The 19810-nt window shown below is 59.7% G+C and carries 20 protein-coding genes and 3 pseudogenes; 10 read left to right on the forward strand and 13 right to left on the reverse strand.

Translation table 11 applies throughout. The annotated features are described in order from the left end of the window. Nucleotides 1-192: 192 nt before the first annotated feature. The 6 genes and pseudogenes from ASE26_RS32125 to ASE26_RS20075 form a co-directional block, all read left to right on the forward strand. A pseudogene (locus ASE26_RS32125) lies at nt 193-280 on the forward strand (transposase); the annotation flags it as partial. A gap of 190 nt (nt 281-470) precedes the next feature. Next, nucleotides 471-818, forward strand: a complete 348-nt coding sequence (gene tnpB / locus ASE26_RS20060) for an IS66 family insertion sequence element accessory protein TnpB (RefSeq protein WP_055936366.1) — start codon at nt 471-473, stop codon at nt 816-818. Nucleotides 819-896: 78 nt separating this feature from the next. Continuing rightward, nucleotides 897-1153: transposase (locus ASE26_RS31665; protein ID WP_373922428.1), on the forward strand; the 257-nt coding region annotated here is incomplete at its 3' end. Nucleotide 1154: 1 nt separating this feature from the next. Further along, a pseudogene (locus tag ASE26_RS32130) lies at nt 1155-1640 on the forward strand (IS66 family transposase zinc-finger binding domain-containing protein); the annotation flags it as partial. Between the two features lie 177 nt (nt 1641-1817). Beyond that, nucleotides 1818-1956: hypothetical protein (locus ASE26_RS32135; RefSeq protein WP_373922429.1), on the forward strand; the 139-nt coding region annotated here is incomplete at its 3' end. A gap of 1 nt (nt 1957) precedes the next feature. After that, nucleotides 1958-2849, forward strand: a pseudogene (locus tag ASE26_RS20075) (IS66 family transposase); the annotation flags it as partial. A 246-nt stretch (nt 2850-3095) separates the two neighbouring features. On the opposite strand, the gene ASE26_RS20080 reads toward ASE26_RS20075, so the two are convergent. The 8 genes from ASE26_RS20080 to ASE26_RS20110 all read right to left on the reverse strand — a co-directional run bounded on the left by ASE26_RS20080 (nt 3096) and on the right by ASE26_RS20110 (nt 8236). Then, a complete protein-coding gene (locus tag ASE26_RS20080; RefSeq protein ID WP_057246827.1) occupies nt 3096-3377 on the reverse strand; it encodes a hypothetical protein in 282 nt (93 codons plus the stop codon). Between the two features lie 3 nt (nt 3378-3380). Then, a complete protein-coding gene (locus ASE26_RS30790) occupies nt 3381-3776 on the reverse strand; it encodes a hypothetical protein (RefSeq protein ID WP_156409974.1) in 396 nt (131 codons plus the stop codon). 973 nt (nt 3777-4749) lie between these two features. Next, the gene (locus ASE26_RS20085; protein WP_057246828.1) at nt 4750-5025 is read right to left on the reverse strand and encodes a hypothetical protein; all 276 of its coding nucleotides are present in this window, start codon (nt 5023-5025) and stop codon (nt 4750-4752) included. Between the two features lie 34 nt (nt 5026-5059). Then, complete coding sequence (locus ASE26_RS20090) at nt 5060-5383, reverse strand: hypothetical protein (RefSeq protein ID WP_057246829.1); 324 nt, start codon at nt 5381-5383, stop codon at nt 5060-5062. Between the two features lie 51 nt (nt 5384-5434). Further along, entirely contained in the window at nt 5435-5884 is a 450-nt protein-coding gene (locus ASE26_RS20095) for a hypothetical protein (protein ID WP_057246830.1), read from the reverse strand. Nucleotides 5885-6273: 389 nt separating this feature from the next. Further along, nucleotides 6274-7137 (reverse strand): ADP-ribosylglycohydrolase family protein, encoded by an 864-nt coding sequence (locus ASE26_RS20100; RefSeq protein WP_057246831.1) that lies wholly within the window; start codon nt 7135-7137, stop codon nt 6274-6276. A gap of 40 nt (nt 7138-7177) precedes the next feature. Then, complete coding sequence (locus tag ASE26_RS20105; RefSeq protein WP_055925361.1) at nt 7178-7369, reverse strand: hypothetical protein; 192 nt, start codon at nt 7367-7369, stop codon at nt 7178-7180. Nucleotides 7370-7375: 6 nt separating this feature from the next. Next, nucleotides 7376-8236 (reverse strand): SPFH domain-containing protein, encoded by an 861-nt coding sequence (locus ASE26_RS20110; protein WP_055925364.1) that lies wholly within the window; start codon nt 8234-8236, stop codon nt 7376-7378. A 142-nt stretch (nt 8237-8378) separates the two neighbouring features. Between ASE26_RS20110 and ASE26_RS20115 the strand changes: the two genes are divergently transcribed. Continuing rightward, nucleotides 8379-11216, forward strand: a complete 2838-nt coding sequence (locus ASE26_RS20115) for a VIT domain-containing protein (RefSeq protein ID WP_082591426.1) — start codon at nt 8379-8381, stop codon at nt 11214-11216. A 2-nt stretch (nt 11217-11218) separates the two neighbouring features. On the opposite strand, the gene ASE26_RS20120 is transcribed toward ASE26_RS20115, so the two are convergent. The 4 genes from ASE26_RS20120 to ASE26_RS20135 all read right to left on the reverse strand — a co-directional run bounded on the left by ASE26_RS20120 (nt 11219) and on the right by ASE26_RS20135 (nt 15023). Further along, the gene (locus ASE26_RS20120) at nt 11219-11959 is read right to left on the reverse strand and encodes a hypothetical protein (protein WP_055925370.1); all 741 of its coding nucleotides are present in this window, start codon (nt 11957-11959) and stop codon (nt 11219-11221) included. Then, nucleotides 11956-12492: a sigma-70 family RNA polymerase sigma factor gene (locus ASE26_RS20125; protein WP_055925373.1), complete on the reverse strand. Its 537-nt coding sequence runs from the start codon at nt 12490-12492 to the stop codon at nt 11956-11958. The genes ASE26_RS20120 and ASE26_RS20125 overlap by 4 nt, the downstream gene beginning before the upstream one ends. A 290-nt stretch (nt 12493-12782) precedes the next feature. After that, nucleotides 12783-13574, reverse strand: a complete 792-nt coding sequence (gene fabI, locus ASE26_RS20130) for an enoyl-ACP reductase FabI (protein WP_055925376.1) — start codon at nt 13572-13574, stop codon at nt 12783-12785. A 138-nt stretch (nt 13575-13712) separates the two neighbouring features. Next, a complete protein-coding gene (locus ASE26_RS20135) occupies nt 13713-15023 on the reverse strand; it encodes a transglycosylase SLT domain-containing protein (protein ID WP_055925379.1) in 1311 nt (436 codons plus the stop codon). Nucleotides 15024-15195: 172 nt separating this feature from the next. On the opposite strand from ASE26_RS20135, the gene ASE26_RS20140 reads away from it, so the two are divergent. Further along, nucleotides 15196-15756: a DUF1415 domain-containing protein gene (locus tag ASE26_RS20140; protein ID WP_055925382.1), complete on the forward strand. Its 561-nt coding sequence runs from the start codon at nt 15196-15198 to the stop codon at nt 15754-15756. Next, nucleotides 15756-15950, forward strand: a complete 195-nt coding sequence (locus ASE26_RS20145; protein ID WP_055925385.1) for a DUF1289 domain-containing protein — start codon at nt 15756-15758, stop codon at nt 15948-15950. The genes ASE26_RS20140 and ASE26_RS20145 overlap by 1 nt, the downstream gene beginning before the upstream one ends. A 140-nt stretch (nt 15951-16090) precedes the next feature. Here ASE26_RS20145 and ASE26_RS20150 read toward each other — a convergent pair whose 3' ends face one another. After that, nucleotides 16091-16606: a DUF1993 family protein gene (locus ASE26_RS20150; protein ID WP_055925388.1), complete on the reverse strand. Its 516-nt coding sequence runs from the start codon at nt 16604-16606 to the stop codon at nt 16091-16093. Nucleotides 16607-16693: 87 nt separating this feature from the next. Between ASE26_RS20150 and ASE26_RS20155 the strand changes: the two genes are divergently transcribed. Then, nucleotides 16694-19810 (forward strand): EAL domain-containing protein, encoded by a 3117-nt coding sequence (locus ASE26_RS20155; RefSeq protein WP_057246833.1) that lies wholly within the window; start codon nt 16694-16696, stop codon nt 19808-19810.

Here is a 19810-nt window from a genome sequence, read left to right on the forward strand (position 1 = left end):
GTAAGCGTAAAGCCAGCACCGTCTGGACGTAGGAATCGCCCCCATCCATGATCGAATTTTGGCACAGCAGTTGTGCCCACAAATTCAATTATGGACACAAATTTTCAACCAGTCATTGAGCGCGGACCGCGCGGCAAGTACCGCCAGCATTCCCTGGAGTTCAAGCGAACGCTCGTGGAAATGGCCATGCAGCCCGGTGTTTCTGTAGCGCGCCTCGCGCGCGAGCACGGCGTCAATGCAAACCAGGTGTTTAGCTGGCGCAAGCTATACGAGGCAGGGCAGCTTGTAGGCGGCGCGGCGGCGCCGGGGAATGATTTGCTGCCAGTGGTGATGACGACGCCGGCGCAGCAAACTGAGGTTGGAGCTGCCCCTGCCGGAATCATCACGTTGGAAATTGGGCGTGTGCGGCTGCGTATCGAAGGCCAGGCCAACGCCGCCACGCTGGCACAAGTGCTGGAGCGCGTGCTGCGATGATCGGCCTGCCGGCAGGTACGAAAGTCTGGCTGGCCGCAGGCACCACTGAYATGCGCAGTGGTTTCAATGGCCTGGCAGCGAAAGTGCAAACCGCGTTGGAAGAAGATCCGTTCAGTGGCCACGTGTTTGTCTTCCGTGGCCGGCGCGGCGACTTGATCAAGCTGCTGTGGTGGACCGGCGACGGCTTATGCTTGCTGGCCAAGCGCCTGGAGCGTGGCCGCTTTATCTGGCCGCAGGCCAGCAGTGGCAGCGTGGCGCTGACGCAGGCCCAATTGTCGATGCTGCTGGAAGGAATCGACTGGCGCCGACCAGAACGCACCTGGCGACCGCAATCGGCCTTGTAAACATGGCACGATTTGCGTAAACTTGGTCGCATGCTCAACGCCGCCAATCTGCCAAACGATATCGAAGCGCTTAAAGCCATGCTGCTGGCGCGCGACGCGGCATTGTTGGCGAGCGAAGCGAAGGTGGCACACTTGAGCGCCGAACTGTCTACGCGCACCGCCGAAATCGAGCATCTGAAGCTGGTGCTGGCGAAGCTGAAGCGCATGCAGTTCGGCCGTCGCTCGGAAAAGCTGGACCAGCAGATCGAACAGTTGGAGCTGCAACTGGAAGACTTGGAAGCCGAAGCAGCCGTGGCGGAGGCGCAAGCGCCGGTGGAGGTTGCGCCGCGCAAGAGNCCAGCAGATCGAACAGTTGGAGCTGCAACTGGAAGACTTGGAAGCCGAAGCAGCCGTGGCGGAGGCGCAAGCGCCGGTGGAGGTTGCGCCGCGCAAGARGGCCGAGCGCAAGCCACTGCCAGCCCACCTGCCACGCGAGGAGCGAGTGCAGATGCCAGCCAGTGAAGCATGCCCGGACTGCGGCGGAAAATTGAGGGTACTGGGCGAAAGCGTGTCGGAGCAGCTGGAATATGTCCCGGCCAGCTTCCGTGTGATTCGCCATGTGCGCCCGAAGCTGGCCTGCGCCTGCTGCGATGCCATCGTACAGGCCCCGGCCGCCAGCCGCCCAATTGAGCGCGGTCTGGCCGGCCCCGGCCTGCTGGCGCATGTGCTGGTGGCCAAATTCGCCGACCACATTCCCTTGTACCGCCAAAGCACTATGTATGCGCGCGAAGGCGTGGAACTGGAGCGCGCCTTGCTTGCCAACTGGGTCGGCGCCGCCGGAGCGCTGCTGCGCCCACTGGTCGATGCGCTGCGCCGACATGTGCTGGCGGCGACCAAGCTGCACGCCGACGACACGCCACTACCGGTGCTTGCGCCGGGCAACGGCAAGACGCGCACGGCGCGTCTTTGGACCTATGTGCGCGACGACCGMGCCAGCGGCGACAGCACGCCGCCAGCGGTATGGTTTGCCTATACGCCCGACCGCAAAGGCGAGCATCCGCAGTCGCATCTAGCCAGCTTCAGCGGCATCCTGCAAGCAGATGCGTATGCCGGATTCAATGCCATCTACGAACAGGCAAAGTGAGCGAAGCCGCATGCTNCTGGGTCGGCGCCGCCGGAGCGCTGCTGCGCCCACTGGTCGATGCGCTGCGCCGACATGTGCTGGCGGCGACCAAGCTGCACGCCGACGACACGCCACTACCGGTGCTTGCGCCGGGCAACGGCAAGACGCGCACGGCGCGTCTTTGGACCTATGTGCGCGACGACCGCGCCAGCGGCGACAGCACGCCGCCAGCGGTATGGTTTGCCTATACGCCCGACCGCAAAGGCGAGCATCCGCAGTCGCATCTAGCCAGCTTCAGCGGCATCCTGCAAGCAGATGCGTATGCCGGATTCAATGCCATCTACGAAACAGGCAAAGTGAGCGAAGCCGCATGCTGGGCTCATGCCCGCCGCAAATTCTACGACTTGCACGCAGCGCGGCCATCGGCCATAACGACCGAAGCGCTACGCCGGATCGGCGAGCTTTATGTCATCGAGGACAGCATACGGGGCAAACCGCCAGACGAGCGGTGCACCACTCGCCAGCGACATGCCAGACCACTGCTAGACGACCTCGAACGATGGCTCCACGCCACGCTCGCCACGTTGTCGCGCAAGTCCGATACGGCATCCGCCATCCTTTACTCGCTCAAACTGTGGCCGGCGCTGACGCGCTATTGCGATGACGGCCGCATCGAGATCGACAACTCCGCCGCCGAGCGAGCCTTGCGCGGTGTGGCCCTGGGCCGTCGCAACTTCCTGTTTGCAGGCGCCGACAGTGGCGGCGAACGCGCTGCCGCCATGTATGGGCTGATCGGAACGGCCAAGCTTAACGGTGTCGACCCCGAGGCTTGGCTGCGCTACGTGCTGGCTCATATCGCCGACCATCCGGTGAATCGAGTGGACGACTTCCTGCCCTGGAACTACGCCGATAAATTCTCCGGCGTTTAAACTCCGCTTCCCAGCGGTGTTGGGAACATCATCGGTTAAAGCAGCGTGGCGCTCAAGACGGCGCTGCTTTGACGCTTACCTTTATCCAGCCAGGACAGCCGCAACAGAACGCCTATATCACGCCAAGAGCAGGCNCCCTGGAACTACGCCGATAAATTCTCCGGCGTTTAAACTCCGCTTCCCAGCGGTGTTGGGAACATCATCGGTTAAAGCAGCGTGGCGCTCAAGACGGCGCTGCTTTGACGCTTACGTTCCTGGTGCAATCCCCTGAAAGATAGACTCGAGGTCAAAGCGGAACGAATCATGGTGATGGGCTTCCCGAATCACGACTCGAACTTCACCGTTTGCGATCGATAGCAACGGACCAATATTCGATTGAATCTCCCGCTTAACCACATCATCTTGGAACAGGATTACAACTTCAGCGTGGATTTGTTGCGATGTTTCCCGGTCAATGTCGCGAATAATAGGCAGTACGAGATCTGTGGCTATTGCGCCAACCAATTCAGAAGCCAGTATCGTATTCAATTTTCATGTCATCCAAAACCCAAGCTCTTCCATTTCACGCTCACACAACGGACAATTTGGCAAATGCACCTTAATAGTTTCCACCGTGATCACGTTGCCTTTGGTCTGACAGCAGGGACAGACGAACTGTTCGAATCCGCAAAATAAGTCAGAACTAACTTCAGCTTTCTCGTGTGGCATTGAAGCGCGCTGTTTCTCATCCAGACCAGAGCGAGATTTTTGATAAAGATATCGATCGGAAGAATTCTTCCCAATGGCACGCTCAATATAGTGATTCGTTCCACATCCACCGCAGGCAAAGCATGTGCGGCCTGCATATCCAGAAGAAATATTGTGGTAATGGTATCCACCTATCTTCATCGTGTAATTGCAAGGACGGCAAATCAGGTCAGTGGGCATGGAGGAAGTATTCCAACGTTTTATGATTGACGACAATCTGAGCGCTCGTCGCCTAGGTCGTTCGATTGATTAATAGTTTAAGTACAGGCTTTCGGATTTGGACGCCTGCAGAGGTGGTCGGCTGCGGCCTGTACCGCTCCGCGCAAGGACGCTATAGCCCACGCAATGTGCCGTTGAATTTCCCACAAGTACAGGAATGTTTAACTGATGTGCCATTTTTCTCGAATCCTATCTTGCTGCCGCAAACGTCGCAGCAAACATTACAGTTTCCGGTGCGGCCAAAAACTCCCCATGCAGCCAAGAAGAGCTGTCGATCAGCATCTGATAGTCCGCCTCGCTTGAATTCTTGAATTGGCGCGCTCATGCGCTGAGAGCTGTCGCTTGTCCCAACCAACTTATTCCCACAATCCTCGCAGTCCGTACCAATCAAGGTCGCGGTGCCACACATTCCGCACGGAACCGATTCCGCTGCTCTTACCAAGGTAGACCTAGGGATACCCCAAAGCTTTTCGCCGTTCGGACCAAATACATCGAGAATATGATTCTCCCAGCGCCCCAAGCTTGCACCCGTTTCGTAGAACGTAACAAGGTCAGCATACGGATTGGGCAAATTTCCGAAACTGCTATTCCACGCATCACGTGATGCACGTGAGCGGTCTAGCTGAGAGTCCGAGGCAGGCTGGAGTTTATCCCTGGCAGGACCGACCCATATTCCGAAAACGCCAAACCGAGCATGATCGATTGAAAGGCCCGCAGCCAAGAACTTGGCAATAAGCATTGACAATCAACTGATACAGGGCTTCCACAGTATTACTGAGATCCTATTTGTTAGCACCAAAAGTAGAAATATAGCATGGCAAACTTCAAATGATGATGGCTTTAGCCGTATTCGACCGGCACTTCAACACTGAAGGTAACTAGCTGCCGGAGCGCGCAGCGTGCAGGAAGTTCAATTGACCGAAGGGGTTGGTCATTACATCACGGGGAACCATACGGCCCTTTCGGTTTCAGCATCAACCAAGACGATGACGTGGTTCGGGTCCATCACCGCAACCATCCCGTCAAGCGCGACAAGATCAAACAACACCGACCAGTGCGCAAAGCCTAGGCCCAAAACGTTGTGTCCGAAGCCGCCATTTTCGAAACGAGCATGCGCTTCACCGATCCGAAGCCCAAACTTTGAATCCCGATATTCTGCATTGGCAAAGTTCCTGGCCACCGAAATCGCTCGCTCTTTACTAATGCTCATTGAGTAGCCCGCGCAATGTCAGAGGTGATGTACATTAATTGCCTCCCTTTTCTTCAATTGCCTCTTCCAGGCTTTGGGCAAATTCAGTCAGCAATTCAAAGCATTGATCGCTTGGATCTGTCTGGGCCCGAATACGTGACAATGCCGTGATCAACAGTATCTGAGAATCTTCATTCAGCGGCCCGTTTGCATCCGATACTTGATTGAACTTCAGTGTGCCCAAGCTACTAATAGCACGATTGATCATGAAGTGATGGTTGACGCCTTCGGCGTCTGACAGCACGATCCCAAGTGATCCACCGTCCATTGAAGCGGAACAATCGTCGATTTTCGAAAAACTGTCAAAGGTGCTCAGCATTCTCAATAAGCTCTAGTAATTTCCTGTTGGATCAAAAAGCGCAGCTCTGAGCTACCGTGCAGTTGCGCTATTCAACCAGCCATCCACACTACGGTTCTGGCCAAGCCCAACTGAATCGAATGCGTCAAATCCAGGCTTGGGCACAACTCCTAGTAACAAAAGTGCTGCGTTGATCGCCCTGTCTCCTGCAACAAAGGCGCCAACTTTGCCCATTTCGGCATAAACGTATGCTTGCGCACCAACGCCGCCAAATATTTCGGCTTCGATGTACGCAATTTTTCCGGTATCACTGAGCTGTCTGCACAACTCTAACAACGATGGCGGCAGCTCAATAGTTCTGTCATCCATCAGTGGCAGCTCCGGAATTCCATAGCGCTCTTGCATAGCGGCTCCAATTGGAATCATTTCGATATCCTGATTTAGCTGAATCGAAGTCAGCTGGTCCGGTAGCTGATGCGGGAACGATCCTCGTTTAGCTAAAAATGCTTGGATGGTGTACATAAAATTCTTATTGGCAGGTCCTGCCTCTTTGCGAACGACTGCTGCTGGCCGGCAGCAGCTTCAATGCACCGTCGCCAGCAACGTTCACCTTTCCGCTTCCTGCCAGCTACGTTGGGCAGGTGCCATCAAGAAGCTGGGACAGGCACGCGGCAACCCTATGTTGAATTTCATTGACTCGTCGAAGCTGACGAGGATGAGTAAGGTCATCGGTACCGACTTCATAGCTATCGCGTCCCACAACGGTTAGCCCAAAGCTCAGCCTCGCAAGGAAGCGGAGCTGACACTCAAGCGGAAGCGCACTAATCCATGCGGCTTCGTCAGAAACTATTTGCATATATCAAGTAGTAGAAATCAGTTGCGAGCCTTCCGCTGGCGGCGGTTTTCGATTGTCAGCCGGAGCGGGAGGCACAGGCCAGTACCGGAAAACGCTCCGTCAGCGCTTCGTCAAGACTACGTAAAAAGCTCCGGCCATATGCACCGTCTTCCAATTCATCCACCAGCACTTGCGGGATATCGGAGACGTATTCTCTGGACAGCGAGGCTAATCCCATGGCGATGGCGGCCACGCTGTCGACATCTCCACCAAAGTTCACGCAATCACGCAACAGGGCAGACATACTGCGATTTCTGAGCAAGGCAGTGCTCACTGCATGCACCGTTTGCATCGCATCGCACTCAACCTCGGCCTGCCAATCACGGCGCAATGAAAGTCCAGTCTGTTGCGCCACAAGGTCCGGCAAGTCGTCCAGCCGGGTATTTTCATAGATGATCAGATGTGCCATCAACGCCACTGCCTGCGATGACAACACGCCTTCGCTAGTGGCGTGGGTGACCATTGCCTGCTCGCTGGCGAGGGCCATCACATGCTGTTTGTCCGCAATTAAGCCAAGCGGCACCGCGCGCATCGCAGCGCCATTTCGCTTGCTGTCGGGGCGGATACGCTGCCTGAGCATGGCCCCGGTCTCGCATTCATCCATGAGCGCCTGAAAACCCTTCGCGTAGCCCTGCCTGCGGTCGCGCCGGTAACAGCGGACATAAGCATCGGCGAAGTCGTCGCTGCGCGCGTCGGGCGTGCCCAGCAGCACCTCGGCGTTGGCAATGCTCATCTGCGTGTCGTCAGTATATCGGCCAGCTTCGAGTCCGAGTTCATGCTCGACGTAAGCGGCCAGCGTGTTGTGTGCGGCAATTTTCTCCCGGCCGCAGAACTCGAAACCCGCTCCGTAAGCATCACCAATCGCAATTTCAACCAGCATTTCAGACTATCCCTTTTGCATGTGGCGGCATAACGCAAAGCTAATCGCCATCGCTCGTAGATGGATCGCGCGGCGACTTCGGTTTGATACCCCGGCGCGCCAATGCCTCGCGCAGCAGGAACTCGATTTCCGCGTTCACGCTGCGCAGGTCCTGGGCGGCCAGGCGTTGCAGTTCATCCCACAACGCCGGGTCTATCCTCAGGGGGAAGGCTTTTTTGCCGGGGCTGGCCATCTTGACTCAGTTATACAAGGTGCCTGTGTTGACGATAGGCTGGGTCTCTTTATCCGAGCACAGTACCACCAGCAGGTTGCTCACCATGGCTGCCTTGCGCTCCGCGTCCAGTTCGACGATCTCGCGTTCGGCCAGCGCATTCAGGGCCGATTCAACCATGCTGACCGCGCCATGCACGATGCGGGAACGGGCGCTGACGATGGCTTCGGCCTGCTGGCGGCGCAGCATGACTTGCGCGATTTCGGGGGCGTAGGCGAGGTGGGTCAGCTTGGCGTCGACGGTTTCCACGCCTGCCGCCTTGAATCGTTCCTGCAGTTCGCTGCGCAGGGCCAGCGACACTTCATCCATGCCGGAGCGCAGCGTCATCTCGCCCTTGGCCAGGTCTTCGCCATCATCGTAGGCATAGCGCGAGGCGAGGTGGCGGATTGCCGCTTCCGCCTGCACCGCTACGTAGCGCTCGAAATCATCCACGTCGAAGATGGCTTGTGCCGTATCCTGCACGCGCCAGACGATGGCGGCAGAAATCTCGACCGGGTTGCCGCGCTTGTCGTTCACTTTCAACGTCGGCGCATTCAGGTTGCGGGCGCGCAGCGACAGGCGCTGCTTGCGGTACAGCGGGAAGGCCCAGCGCAGGCCTTCGCTGCGGTCGGTGCCGATGTATTGGCCGAACAGGGTCAGGATGGCGCTTTCGTTCGGCTGCAGCATGTACAGGCCAGGCGCCAGGAATACCGCCACCAGCACGCAGGCGGCAGCCAGAACCGGCTGGAATCCGCGCAGCAGGAGGAAGGCAAAAATCGCCAGCATGACTACGACGGTCAACGCCAGGTAACCACTGTAAGACGAAAACGGCTTTTCGGTTCGGTTCATGATCGATCCAGGAGGGTTAAATCAAAGTGATATCACTTTAATCTCACTTTGGGGCGTTGTCAAATTATTCTCGTTTGTTTAACCCCTTTTTTCCCGCCCGCCCGATTCCTGTTCAGAAGCGTTCATTTTGAAGGGAGTAATCATGTTGGCGAGGCTTATCCTGGTGTTGTGCACGCTGGCCGGCGGCGTGGCCGTGGCACAGACACCACCATTAATCAGGTCCATCACGACCGGCAGCGAATCGCCGGTACGCGTGCAAAGCGCGACCGTGCAGACCGTCATTTCGGGCGGCATGGCGGAAACGACGGTGAAGCTGGTCTTCTACAATCCGAACGCGCGCCAGCTTGAGGGAGACCTGCAATTTCCTCTCGGCGAAGGCCAGCAGGTAATAGGCTTCGCGCTGGATGTCGGCGGTGAACTGCGTCCGGCAGTGCCGATCGAGAAGGAGCGTGGACGGCAGATCCTGGAGGCTGAGGAGCGCCGCCGCATCGATCCGGCTTTGCTCGAACAAACGCAGGGCAACAACTTCAAGCTGCGCATTTATCCGATCCCAGGCCGCGGCACGCGGACAGTGGAATTGAAGTACGCGGCGATCCTGGCGCGCCAGCAGAAGACTTGGAGCTATCGAATGCCGTTGAAGCACTTCAGCATCCCGGTGGCCCTGGATGTGCGCGTCATGGGAAGTGAAGATGCGCCGGTTGCCATCGGCGTGCCGGATCGCTTCGCGCGCGCAGAGGACGGCTGGCAGTTGGATGTGGCGAAGGCGAAAGGCGAAATCCTGGTGCGGGTACCGGCTGCGCAGGATAAGCCGAAGACCTATCTGGAGGAGTTCAACGGCCAGCAGTACTTCCTCGCCGAAGTGCCGGTGCCGGCCGAACGCAAGCCGCGCACTTTGCCTAAGGTGGTCGGCGTGCTTTGGGACAGCTCGAACTCCGGTTCGCATCGCGCCCTGAAAGCGGAATTGCGTGTGCTGGCAAGCTACCTCGAAGCGGCGGGTAGCGTGGAAGTGCGGCTGGTGCGCCTGCGCGACAAGGCGGAGCCGGTCAAGGCCTTCAAACTGGCAAAAGGGCAGGCGGGGACCCTGCTTGAGGAGCTCGAGTCCACCATCTACGATGGCGCCAGCGCGCTGGCCGACTGGCAGCCGCAGCCCGACGTGGATGAATACCTGATGTTCAGCGATGGCTTGCGCAACTATGGCATGGGTACTTTCCCGCTGCTTGCAAAAGGCCGCCGCCTGTTCACGCTGAGCTCCAGCGCCGGCGCCGACACTGCGCGCCTGGCGGCATGGGCCAATGCCAACGGTGGCAGGCATATCGCCATTGATCCCGTCGACGCGCAGCATGCATCGCAAGAACTGCTTACCGAGGGCGTAAGGGTTATCGGCGCCACCGGCATGCAGACCGGTGATGTGGTGGTTGACGAAAGCCAGGTGCATGCGGGCCTGTTGCGTGTGGCCGGCAAGGTTCGCGGCAGGGAGCCGCTGGTCGTGTCGCTTGAAAACCAGGGCCGTAAATACGACGTTACCATCGATGCGGTCGACGAAAAGAACGCATCCCACCCGTTGGCTGCATGGTGGTGGGCCAATCGCCGCATTGCGCAGTTGGAGGGCAACTATGAACTCAATCGCGCCGCAATCCGGCGTCTTGGACTGGAGTTCGCCCTGCCGACCCGCGAAACTTCGCTGCTGGTGCTTGAACAGCTGGAAGACTATGTGCGTCACGACGTGACGCCGCCCGGGAAATATCGCGCGGCCTTCGAAAAAATGAAGGCCGAAAACCGCACCCAGGTTGCCAACCAGCGCGTAAAGCACCTGGACAATGTGGTGCGGGAGTTCCAGGCTAAAGTGGCGTGGTGGGAGAAACCGTTCCCCAAGAACCGTCCACCGGCGCCTGCGCTGAAGAAGGAGGCGGTTGCCGACATGCGGATGGTCGAGGCCCCGATGATGGAGGCAATGCCCGCGCCAGCACCGCCACCGGCAATGGCTGCGCGTACTGCGCCGGCGGCTCCAATGGCTGTGGATGAGCTGGACATGCAAGCTGATAAGCGCATCAATGGCGGCGCAAGTGTGCGCCTGAAGGCGTGGCAGCCGGATGCGCCTTATACGGCACGCATGCGCAAGGCGGCAGCAGGCGACATGTATCGCATCTACCTGGACGAGCGCCCATCGCATGCCGGCAGCAGCGCTTTCCTGCTGGACGTGGCGGGCCTGATGCTGGAGCGCGGCCAGCGCGACCTGGGCTTGCGCGTGCTGTCCAACCTGGCCGAGATGGAGCTGGAGAATCGCCACGTGCTGCGTGTATTGGCCTACCGCCTGATGGAGGCAGGCGCTCCGCGCCTGGCCGTTCCCTTGCTGGAACGGGTGCAGGACATGGCGGAGGAGGAGCCGCAATCGTTCCGCGATCTTGGGCTGGCGCTTGCCGCCAGCGGCCAGGAGCAAAGGGCAATCGAACAGCTGTACCAGGTGGTCATGCGGCCATGGGATGGGCGTTTTGCCGACGTGGAGCTGATTGCGCTGTCGGAGCTGAATTCGATCGTGGCGCGTGCCAGGTCTGGCGGACGCACGCTCGATACGCGGGGGATGGATTCACGCCTGCTGCGCAACCTGCCGGTGGACTTGCGCGTGGTGCTGACCTGGGATGCTGATAACAGCGATATGGACCTGCACGTTATCGATCCCGACGGAGAGCGCGCTTACTACGGGCACCAGCTGACCTACCAGGGCGGGCGCATGTCGCGGGACTTCACTGGCGGTTACGGGCCGGAGGAATTCATGCTGCGCAACGCCAAGCCGGGCATCTATCGCGTCGAGGTCAACTACTTTGGCAGCGCGCAGCAGATCGTGACCGGTGCGACTACGCTGCAGCTTCACTTCACGACCGGCTTTGGCACCCAGAAAACGGACGACAAGATGGTCACCTTGCGCCTGAAAGAGCAGGGCAGCTCGATCCTGGTCGGCGAATTTGAAGTGAAGCCGAAGTAACGTTATTCCAGCGCCTTGAGGCGGCCCGCCAGGATGTCCGGCACCGGATAATCCGGGTGGGCCTTGCGGAAGCGCTTCCATTGCGCAGCGGCGGATTCAGTGTCGCCGGCGTCCAGCATGTGCTCGATGGATTGCAGCCAGTCTTTCGGGTTCCCGGCATCCAAGGAGCGCACCGCCGCCTTACGCGGCGGGTCGAGTTCATCCACTTCCAATGCCGGCGCCGGCGGTGCGGCTGCAGGCACAGGTGCCGGTGCGGCGGCCGGTACCGCAGGCGGAGGAGCTGCCGCCGCCTGCTCCGGCTCGCGCACCTGCATTTTCGCCTCTGGCAAGGACGATGCTGGCTTCGCTTCGGCGATGGCGGATTCGCGTTTCTTATGCGCCGGGGAGGCTACGTCATTGCTGATCATCGGCACGGGCGGGGCCGCCGGCATTTCCTCCGGCACGATGCGCACTTCCACGGACTGCAATTCCTGGTGCTGGTAGCTGCGCCAGACCGGGAACAGGATAGCGATGCCGGCCAGGCTGGCCGCAAACGCCAGCGGTGCGCGGTAGCGATGCTTGGGTTTTGGCTGCGGGGTTTCTGGCGCCGGATCGTTGGCCGCGGCGGGGCCGGACCGCAGATCCTTCTCGATTTGCGCGAAGATGGCTGCGTCGAGTTCCGCCGACGGCTCCGGCTGCGGCAGGGCAGCCAGCCGGCGCGCCAGGTCCGCGTCTTCGAAATCGTCTTTATCCACCGGTGTCATACCGTCTCCTCCTGCGTGAATTGCTCGCGCAGCTTGCGCATGGCATAGCGCAGGCGGCTCTTCACGGTCTCCGCCGGCGCAGCAACCACCAGCGCAATTTCATCGATGCTCAAGCCGCTGAAGTGTTGCAGCACCAGGGCCTCCTTCTGTTCCGAAGGCAGCAGGCGGATCGCCGCGTGCAGCGCCAGGTTCTGCTGGCGCTCCAGCGCCGTGGCTTCAGCCGAATCCTGCACCAGGATCATATCGCCACATTCCTCGATAGCGGGCTGGCGCTGCATGTCGGCCAGCCGATTGCGGCCGATCTGGTACAGGTATCCGCGAAAGCTGCCTTGCGCAGCATAGCGCGCGCGGGCGTGATGCACCGCCAGCCAGGTTTCCTGCGCGACCTCATCAGCCCACTCGTTGCGCCCACTGCGCCAGGCCAGGAAACGGTACAGGCCACGGCTGTGGCGGCGATACAGCTCCTGGAATGCCGACAACTCGCCATCGCGGTAGCGCAACATCAATTCGTCGTCGGATGGTTCGATGGGCATGCGGGGGGAATTCTAAGTAAGCGCAATCAAGGCGCCCACTTTAGTCAATTCGTTTGTTCTGTGCAAGTAAGTCAAATTCGGTGCCACAAATTCGGTGCCAGGTCTGTCATTTGGACACACAAGCCACACGCTTGATAAATCTCAATACGGGAAATCGGCGGTTGTAGCGTATTGAGATAGATCAAGGGTTATGCCTCGGTGTCCAAATGACAGACCTGGCACCGACTTTGGCGCCGACTTTAAAAACAAAAGCCGCCCATGGGCGGCTTTTGTGGCGGGACATGAAGCGATTATTCGTAGTCGCTCGAATTCAGGCCCATCACGTGCGAGAAGCCGCCGTCGACGTACATGATGTCGCCGGTGATGCCCGACGACAGGTCCGACAGCAGGAAGGCGGCGGCATTGCCCACTTCTTCAATGGTCACGTTGCGGCGCAGCGGGGCGTGGCCGGCAGCGAAGCCGAGCAGCTTGCCGAAGTCCTTGATGCCGGAGGCGGCCAGGGTCTTGATCGGGCCGGCGGAAATGCCGTTGGAACGAATGCCGTGCTGGCCCAGGTTCTCTGCCAGGTAACGTACGGAGGCTTCCAGCGATGCCTTGGCCAGGCCCATGGTGTTGTAATAAGGGATCGCACGAACCGCGCCCAGGTAGGACAGAGTCAGTACGGAGGAGCCTGGCTTCAGCAAGGGCAGGGCGGCTTTCACCATCGCTGGGAAGCTGTACGCCGAAATGTCGTGGGCTACGCGGAAGTTCTCGCGGGTCAGGCCGTCCAGGAACTCGCCGGCGATCGCTTCGCGTGGGGCGAAGCCGATGGCGTGCACGAAACCGTCCAGGCTGTCCCAGCTCTTGGCCAGGTCGGTGAACAGGTTGGCGATTTGTTCGTCGCTGCTGACGTCGCAGTCGAAGACCAGCTTGCTGTCGAATTCGGCTGCGAATTCAGTGATGCGGTCTTTGAAGCGCTCGCCAACGTAGGTGAAAGCCAGTTCGGCGCCTTCGCGGTGGGCAGCTTTCGCGATGCCGTAGGCGATGGAACGGTTGGACAGGACGCCAGTAATCAGGATTTTTTTGCCTTGCAAGAAAGCCATATCTACTCCAATGGGGTTATACCGCAAGAACGGGATTGTAAACGTGCCACGTCCGGGACTGCAAGATCTGAATAGTCTTGCAACCAGTCCCGGACCACCCCTGCAAGCTTGGCAGGGGGTAGCGTGTTGGCAATTCGTTTAGTTGCTGCGGCGGTTCTTCGCTTTGCCGGCTTCGTCACGCTTGACGCGCGCCTTGACCATGCTGACCGCAGGCTTGGATTCGCCGCGAGATGAGGAAGCTTGACGGTAGTTGCTGCGCTTTGGACCGGCACGTTCGTTTTCCACGGCCATCACGGCGTTCTCGATCACGTCGGCCGAAATATCCGTGCCGGCTGCCGAGGCGGAAATATTCGGCACCAGGATGGTCGAGCCGGCCTTGAGTACCGATTTCTGCGGCATGTTGTTGGCCTGGCGGATGGCATCCGGGGTGGTGCCGAAGCGGCGGGCCAGGGAGGCGATGCTTTCGCGGGCGCTGGAAATCTTGTGGGTGGTCCAGCTCGACAGGGCGTGGGTCCACGAGGCCAGGTTGGCAGCGAACTTGGCGGCATTCTCGGTCGGCAGCAGGATCTTGGTCTGCTCGTTGCCGGTAATGACGGGCTTCTTGAATTGCGGGTTCAGGGCCTTGAATTCGTCGACCGAGATCTCGGCCAGCTTGGCGGCCAGGGCCATGTCGATGTCGCGGGTCTTGTCGATCGCGGTGAAATACGGCTCGTTGTCGATCACCGGCAGGTGCACGGCGTATTGCGACGGGTTGGCGACGATATTCTTCACCGCCTGCAGCTTGGGCACGTAGTTGCGGGTCTCGGCCGGCATCAGCTCGGCCAGGCTGTCGAAATCGATCGGCTTGCCGGCGGCCTGGTTGCGCTTGATGGCTTTCTGCACATTGCCTTCGCCCCAGTTGTAGGCGGCCAGGGCCAGGTGCCAGTCGCCGAACATGGTGTACAGGCGCTGCAGGTAGCTCAGGGCGGCGTCGGTCGAGGCCAGCACGGAGCGGCGGTCGTCCTTGAAGGCGTTCTGCTTCAGGTCGTAGTCGCGGCCGGTGCCCGGCACGAACTGCCACAGGCCGGCCGCGTTGGCGGTCGACAGGGCTTGCGGGTTGAAGGCGGATTCGATGAAGGGCAACAGGGCCAGCTCGGTCGGCATGCCGCGCTTTTCCAGTTCTTCCACCACGTGGAAGAGGTAGAGCGAGGCACGGGCCGTGGTGCGGTCGAGGTAGTCCTGGCGGTCGGCATACCACTTGACATGCTTGGCGACCAGGGCATTGTTCACGTCGGGAATGGCGTAGCCGGAGCGGATGCGGCCCCAGACGTCGGTTTCCTTGTATTCTTCCACGGCAGGCTGCAACACCACCGATTTCGCGCTGTCGGTGGATGCCAGGGAGGAGGCTGCCGGCAGCGCGGCGCTCAGCGCCAGGGCGATCAGGACAGCATTTTTGATTCGTTCTTGCATAGAGTTTCGCGGTTGTCGTGTGGAAACAAAGGGCGGACTATCTAAGGCCGGAGTGTAGGGTTGAAACCCGGTCGAGTCAAGAAAAAATTCGCTATGTGACTGATTTTCTTGAATAATTATGTCGATCAGGCTATATAATTGGCGTCTTGGATAACGATTTCTGGATGTATAAATGAGCAACACCCGAGTGGATTACGAAGCCGTTATCGCGGCAACCGAGCAGTGGCTGGAGAAGGCTGTCATCGGCCTGAACCTGTGCCCCTTCGCCAAGGCCGTGCATGTGAAGAAGCAGGTGCGCTATGTGGTGTCGGAGGCGTCCTCGCCAGAGGAATTGCTGGAAGACCTGATCAAGGAGCTGGAATTCCTGGCCGCGGAAGACCCGGAAGTGGTCGATACAACCCTGCTGATCCATCCTCTGGTGTTGCAGGATTTTGGGGATTACAACGAATTCCTGGATGTGGCCGATGCGGCTTTGGAAGAGCTGAAGCTTGACGGCGAGCTGCAGGTGGCCAGTTTCCACCCTGAGTACCAGTTTGCCGATACCGATAAGAACGATATTTCCAACTATACGAACCGTTCGCCTTATCCGACCCTGCATTTGCTGCGCGAGGCGTCGATTGACCGTGCGGTGGAAGCGTTCCCGGAGGCGGCCGATATCTTTGAGAAGAATATCGAGACCATGGAAAATCTCGGCCATGATGGCTGGGATAAGCTGGGCTTGCAGGTGAAGTGATGGCGCAAGATAAAGTACCCGAGCGGCCGGATACGCCTTGCGTGGCGGTTTGCTCGACGACCTTCGATGAAATTTGCCGCGGCTGTGGACGGACGTATCTCGAGGTTGCGCACTGGGTGGCCATGAGTGCGGAGGAGAAGGAGAAGGTGTGGCAGCGGATCCTGGCGCAGGGGTATCCGCGGCGCAATTCCTGAAAACCGGTAGGGCTGGGTCTGACCCAAGGGTCAGGCCCACAACGGTCTCAAGGCCAAGGGTTTTGTCGGCATGTTACCAAACCCATGACGGTTGAGCAGACTGGGTCTGACCCTGCGGGTCAGACCCTGGTTTACCGGTTTTACTCAGCCTTCCACGCCCCAATAAAGTCCTTCTTGCCAATCTCCAGCCCGTTATGGCGCAGGATGTTGTACGCGGTGGTCGCATGGAAGGTGAAATGCGGCAGCGCATAGTGCATCAGATACTCCTGCCCGACCCACTGCTTGGCCTTTTCGCCGCTACCGGTAGTTACCGATCGTTGCGCGGAATCCTCAATTGCCTGGCGCGGCAGCGAATCCAAAAAGGCCAGCGTGCGCTGGATGCGCAGTTTTAATTCACCAATGGTCTTTTCAGTATCTTCGTAAGCCGGCACATCGGCCCCCGCCAGGCGTGCGCCTGCGCCCTTGGCGAAGTCAGCAGCAATCTGGATTTGGCGGGTAAAAGGCAACATATCCGGGAACAGACGGAACTGCAGCAGGGCATTCGGATCAATCTTCTTTTCTTCGATATGCGCCTCGGTCTTGTCGAGGATGGACAACAGGCTGCCGAGGATTTGGCGGAACACCGGGATCGAAGCGGAATACATGGAAAACGACATAGGGAAACTCCTCTGATATAGAGTAGCGATGATAGCGCGTTACGTGCATAATTGCTGTTGGATAATCTTTTCCACCAGACCCGCTGAATGGCTCGGAATTTTTATAACAAATTTAGGTCCCGCCTGAGCGCTCTGTATGGGCTGTCGATTTATGGCGCCTTGTTACTGGTGGTATTCGGCGGCCTGGTGATTCCGGCTATTATCGGCTCTTACCTGCTGATCGGGGTGCACGAACAGAAGTCGGCCCAGACCGTCCTCAACGAATCGCTGCAGCGCAACGCCGACATCCTGGCCCTCGGCATGCAGGAATCCCTGTGGAATATGAATGCGGAATCGGCCCACTCGCTGGTCGAATCCGTCATGCGCGACCGTTCGGTGCTGCAGGTGCAGGTCACCGGCCAGGCCGATACCCAGTTCATGCACGTCGAAGCGCCCAAGCGCGCCATCGGCAATGTGGTGCGGGCCGAGCGCGAAATCATGGTGCGCGGCGAGAAGATCGGCAAGATCATGGTCGAGATGGACGATGCCCGCAGCCAGCAGGAATTGCGCGAGAAACAGCTGTCCTATGTATTCGTGCTGGCGGCCCAGCTCACCGTGTCGCTGCTGCTGATCGTGCTGTTCCTGAACCAGCGCCTGCTGAAGCCCTTGCGCAAGCTGATGCGCTTCTCCGACCGCCTGTCGCACGGCGACTTCGAAACGCGCATGGAGTTGAGCGGCAGCGATGAACTGGGCCGCCTGGCCGGCCAGCTGGACCAGATGCGGGTGGCAATCAAGCACCTGTTCGAAGACATCGCCCAGCGCGAGGAGCGCTTCCGCACCATCGTGACCCAGGTGCCGGGCGCCGTATTCCGCTTCCGTCCCGATGGGCCGATCGATTTCGTCTCGGACGCCATCGAAGAAATTTCCGGCTACTCCGCGGCGCAATTCATGCGCAGCACCACCCATGCCTGGGCCAACCTGATCTGCCCGGAAGACCGCAAACGCCAGCGCCGCGTGGTAGTGCAGGCGATCCAGGACGGCAAGCCTTACGAGATCGAATACCGCATCATGGACTCCGCCGGCACCGAGCGCTGGGTGGCCGAGAATGGCCAGCCGCAGGCGGCGGAGGCGGGCGGGGCGCCTTGGGTGGACGGCATCATTTCCGATATCAGCCAGCGCAAGCACAATGAAATGCGCATCGAGGGCCTGCTGGCGGAGCAGAGCGCGATCCTGGATAACGTGATGTTCGGCGTGATGTTCGTGCGCCACCGGACCATCGTCTCGGTCAACCGCCGCTGCGAGGAATTGTTCGGCTATGAGCCGGGCCAGATGATCGGCGCTTCCACCGCCATCGTGTTCCCGACCACCTTCGATTTCGAATCGGCCGGTGCGCGCCAGTATTCCACGCTGGGCAACGGCGAGTACTTCAGCGAAGAGCGCAATTACCGCCGCCAGGACGGCTCGCTGTTCTGGTGCATGGTGTCCGGCTGCGCCATCGACCAGAACCGCCCGAACGAAGGCTCGATCTGGGTCTATGCCGACATCAGCGCCCGCAAGGAAGCGGAAGAAAAATTGCGCCTGTCGGCCACCGTGCTGGAACACATCGCCGACGGCGTGATGGTGATCGACGACAAGGGCACCATCGTTGCCGTCAATCCGGCCTTCACCCAGATTACCGGCTATACGGAGATCGAAGCGCTGGGCCACGACGTCGGCCTGACGCGTTCCGGCCGCCACGACGAAGGCTTCCACGCCGGATTGTGGAAAGAGCTGGTGGAGCACGGCTACTGGCGCGGCGAAATCTGGAGCATGCGCAAGAGCGGCGAGTTGTTCCTGGAGTGGCTGACGCTGACCGCCGTACGCGACACGCGCGGGGTGACGACGCACTATGTCGGCGTGTTCAGCGACATCACCCTGGTCAAGGAGTCGCAGGAAAAGCTGGACCACCTGGCCCACCATGACGCCTTGACCCAGTTGCCGAACCGCCTGCTGTTCCACGACCGCCTGCAGCACGCCATCCAGCGCGCCGTGCGCGGCAACGAGCAGCTGGCGCTGCTGTTCATCGACCTGGACCGCTTCAAGAACGTCAACGACACCCTGGGCCACCACATCGGCGACGAGCTGCTGAAGCAGGTGGCACATGCGCTGGCGGAAAAGCTGCGCGAAGGCGATACCCTGGCGCGCCTGGGCGGCGACGAATTCATCGTGCTGCTGGAAGACGTGGAAGGCCAGTACGGCGCCGGCCAGGTGGCCGAAAAGCTGGTGACCATGTTCGAGCATCCATTCATAGTGGCGGGCCATGAACTGTTCGTCACCTGCTCGATCGGCGTTTCGGTATTCCCGACCGATGCCAGCGACCTGAATATGCTGATCCGTAATGCCGACGTGGCCATGTACCAGGCCAAGGCGCGCGGGCGCAACGGCTACCGCTTCTACCAGCCATCCATGTCGGGCGAGGGCGTCGAGCGCCTGCGCCTGGAAACCTACCTGCGTCGCGCCATCGAGAAAGAGGAAGTGTTCCTGAACTTCCAGCCGCAGGTCGAAATCGATTCGGGCAAGCTGCTGGGCGTGGAAGCGCTGGTGCGCTGGAACCATCCTGAACTGGGCCTGGTGCCGCCGAATCGCTTCATCCCATTGGCCGAGGATACGGGCTTCATCAGCCAGTTGGGCCAGTGGGTCCTGTACGAGGCCTGCCGCCAGATGGTGCGCTGGCAGGAAGCCGGCCTGCACGTGCCGAAGATTGCCGTCAACCTGTCCGCCAAGCAGTTTGAGCGCGGCAGCATGGTCAGCATGGTGGCCGACATCCTGCGCGAGACCGGCCTTGAGCCGCACCGCCTGCAGCTTGAAGTGACCGAATCCGTGATCATGAATACCGGCGATGCGCTGGGCTTCATCAACGACCTGCACGCGGTTGGCGTATCGCTGGCGATCGACGATTTCGGTACCGGCTATTCGTCGCTGGCGTACCTGAAGCAGATGCCGGTGCAGACCCTGAAGATCGACCGCTCCTTCATCAAGGACATCTCGACCGACGTCAATGATGAAGCGATTGCCATCGCCATCATCCAGTTGGGCCGCAGCATGAACCTGTCCGTCATCGCCGAAGGCGTGGAGACGGAACAGCAGGCGGCCTTCCTGCTGCGCCACGGTTGCAATCAGGCGCAGGGTTTCTATTACAGCCGTCCGGTGATGCCGGACGATTTGCTGCAGCGCTGGCTGCCATAA

This window comes from Duganella sp. Root198D2, assembly GCF_001428585.1.
GTDB lineage: Bacteria > Pseudomonadota > Gammaproteobacteria > Burkholderiales > Burkholderiaceae_D > Rugamonas.

What these genes read in the sequence shown, in the direction of transcription:
- ASE26_RS30790 (WP_156409974.1), bottom strand. Translation starts at nt 3,776, where the DNA reads ATGCCCACTGACCTGATTTGCCGTCCTTGCAATTACACGATGAAGATA.
- ASE26_RS20085 (WP_057246828.1), bottom strand. Translation starts at nt 5,025, where the DNA reads ATGAGCATTAGTAAAGAGCGAGCGATTTCGGTGGCCAGGAACTTTGCC.
- ASE26_RS20090 (WP_057246829.1), bottom strand. Translation starts at nt 5,383, where the DNA reads ATGCTGAGCACCTTTGACAGTTTTTCGAAAATCGACGATTGTTCCGCT.
- ASE26_RS20095 (WP_057246830.1), bottom strand. Translation starts at nt 5,884, where the DNA reads ATGTACACCATCCAAGCATTTTTAGCTAAACGAGGATCGTTCCCGCAT.
- ASE26_RS20100 (WP_057246831.1), bottom strand. Translation starts at nt 7,137, where the DNA reads ATGCTGGTTGAAATTGCGATTGGTGATGCTTACGGAGCGGGTTTCGAG.
- ASE26_RS20105 (WP_055925361.1), bottom strand. Translation starts at nt 7,369, where the DNA reads ATGGCCAGCCCCGGCAAAAAAGCCTTCCCCCTGAGGATAGACCCGGCG.
- ASE26_RS20110 (WP_055925364.1), bottom strand. Translation starts at nt 8,236, where the DNA reads ATGAACCGAACCGAAAAGCCGTTTTCGTCTTACAGTGGTTACCTGGCG.
- ASE26_RS20115 (WP_082591426.1), top strand. Translation starts at nt 8,379, where the DNA reads ATGTTGGCGAGGCTTATCCTGGTGTTGTGCACGCTGGCCGGCGGCGTG.
- ASE26_RS20120 (WP_055925370.1), bottom strand. Translation starts at nt 11,959, where the DNA reads ATGACACCGGTGGATAAAGACGATTTCGAAGACGCGGACCTGGCGCGC.
- ASE26_RS20125 (WP_055925373.1), bottom strand. Translation starts at nt 12,492, where the DNA reads ATGCCCATCGAACCATCCGACGACGAATTGATGTTGCGCTACCGCGAT.
- fabI (WP_055925376.1), bottom strand. Translation starts at nt 13,574, where the DNA reads ATGGCTTTCTTGCAAGGCAAAAAAATCCTGATTACTGGCGTCCTGTCC.
- ASE26_RS20135 (WP_055925379.1), bottom strand. Translation starts at nt 15,023, where the DNA reads ATGCAAGAACGAATCAAAAATGCTGTCCTGATCGCCCTGGCGCTGAGC.
- ASE26_RS20140 (WP_055925382.1), top strand. Translation starts at nt 15,196, where the DNA reads ATGAGCAACACCCGAGTGGATTACGAAGCCGTTATCGCGGCAACCGAG.
- ASE26_RS20145 (WP_055925385.1), top strand. Translation starts at nt 15,756, where the DNA reads ATGGCGCAAGATAAAGTACCCGAGCGGCCGGATACGCCTTGCGTGGCG.
- ASE26_RS20150 (WP_055925388.1), bottom strand. Translation starts at nt 16,606, where the DNA reads ATGTCGTTTTCCATGTATTCCGCTTCGATCCCGGTGTTCCGCCAAATC.
- ASE26_RS20155 (WP_057246833.1), top strand. Translation starts at nt 16,694, where the DNA reads ATGGCTCGGAATTTTTATAACAAATTTAGGTCCCGCCTGAGCGCTCTG.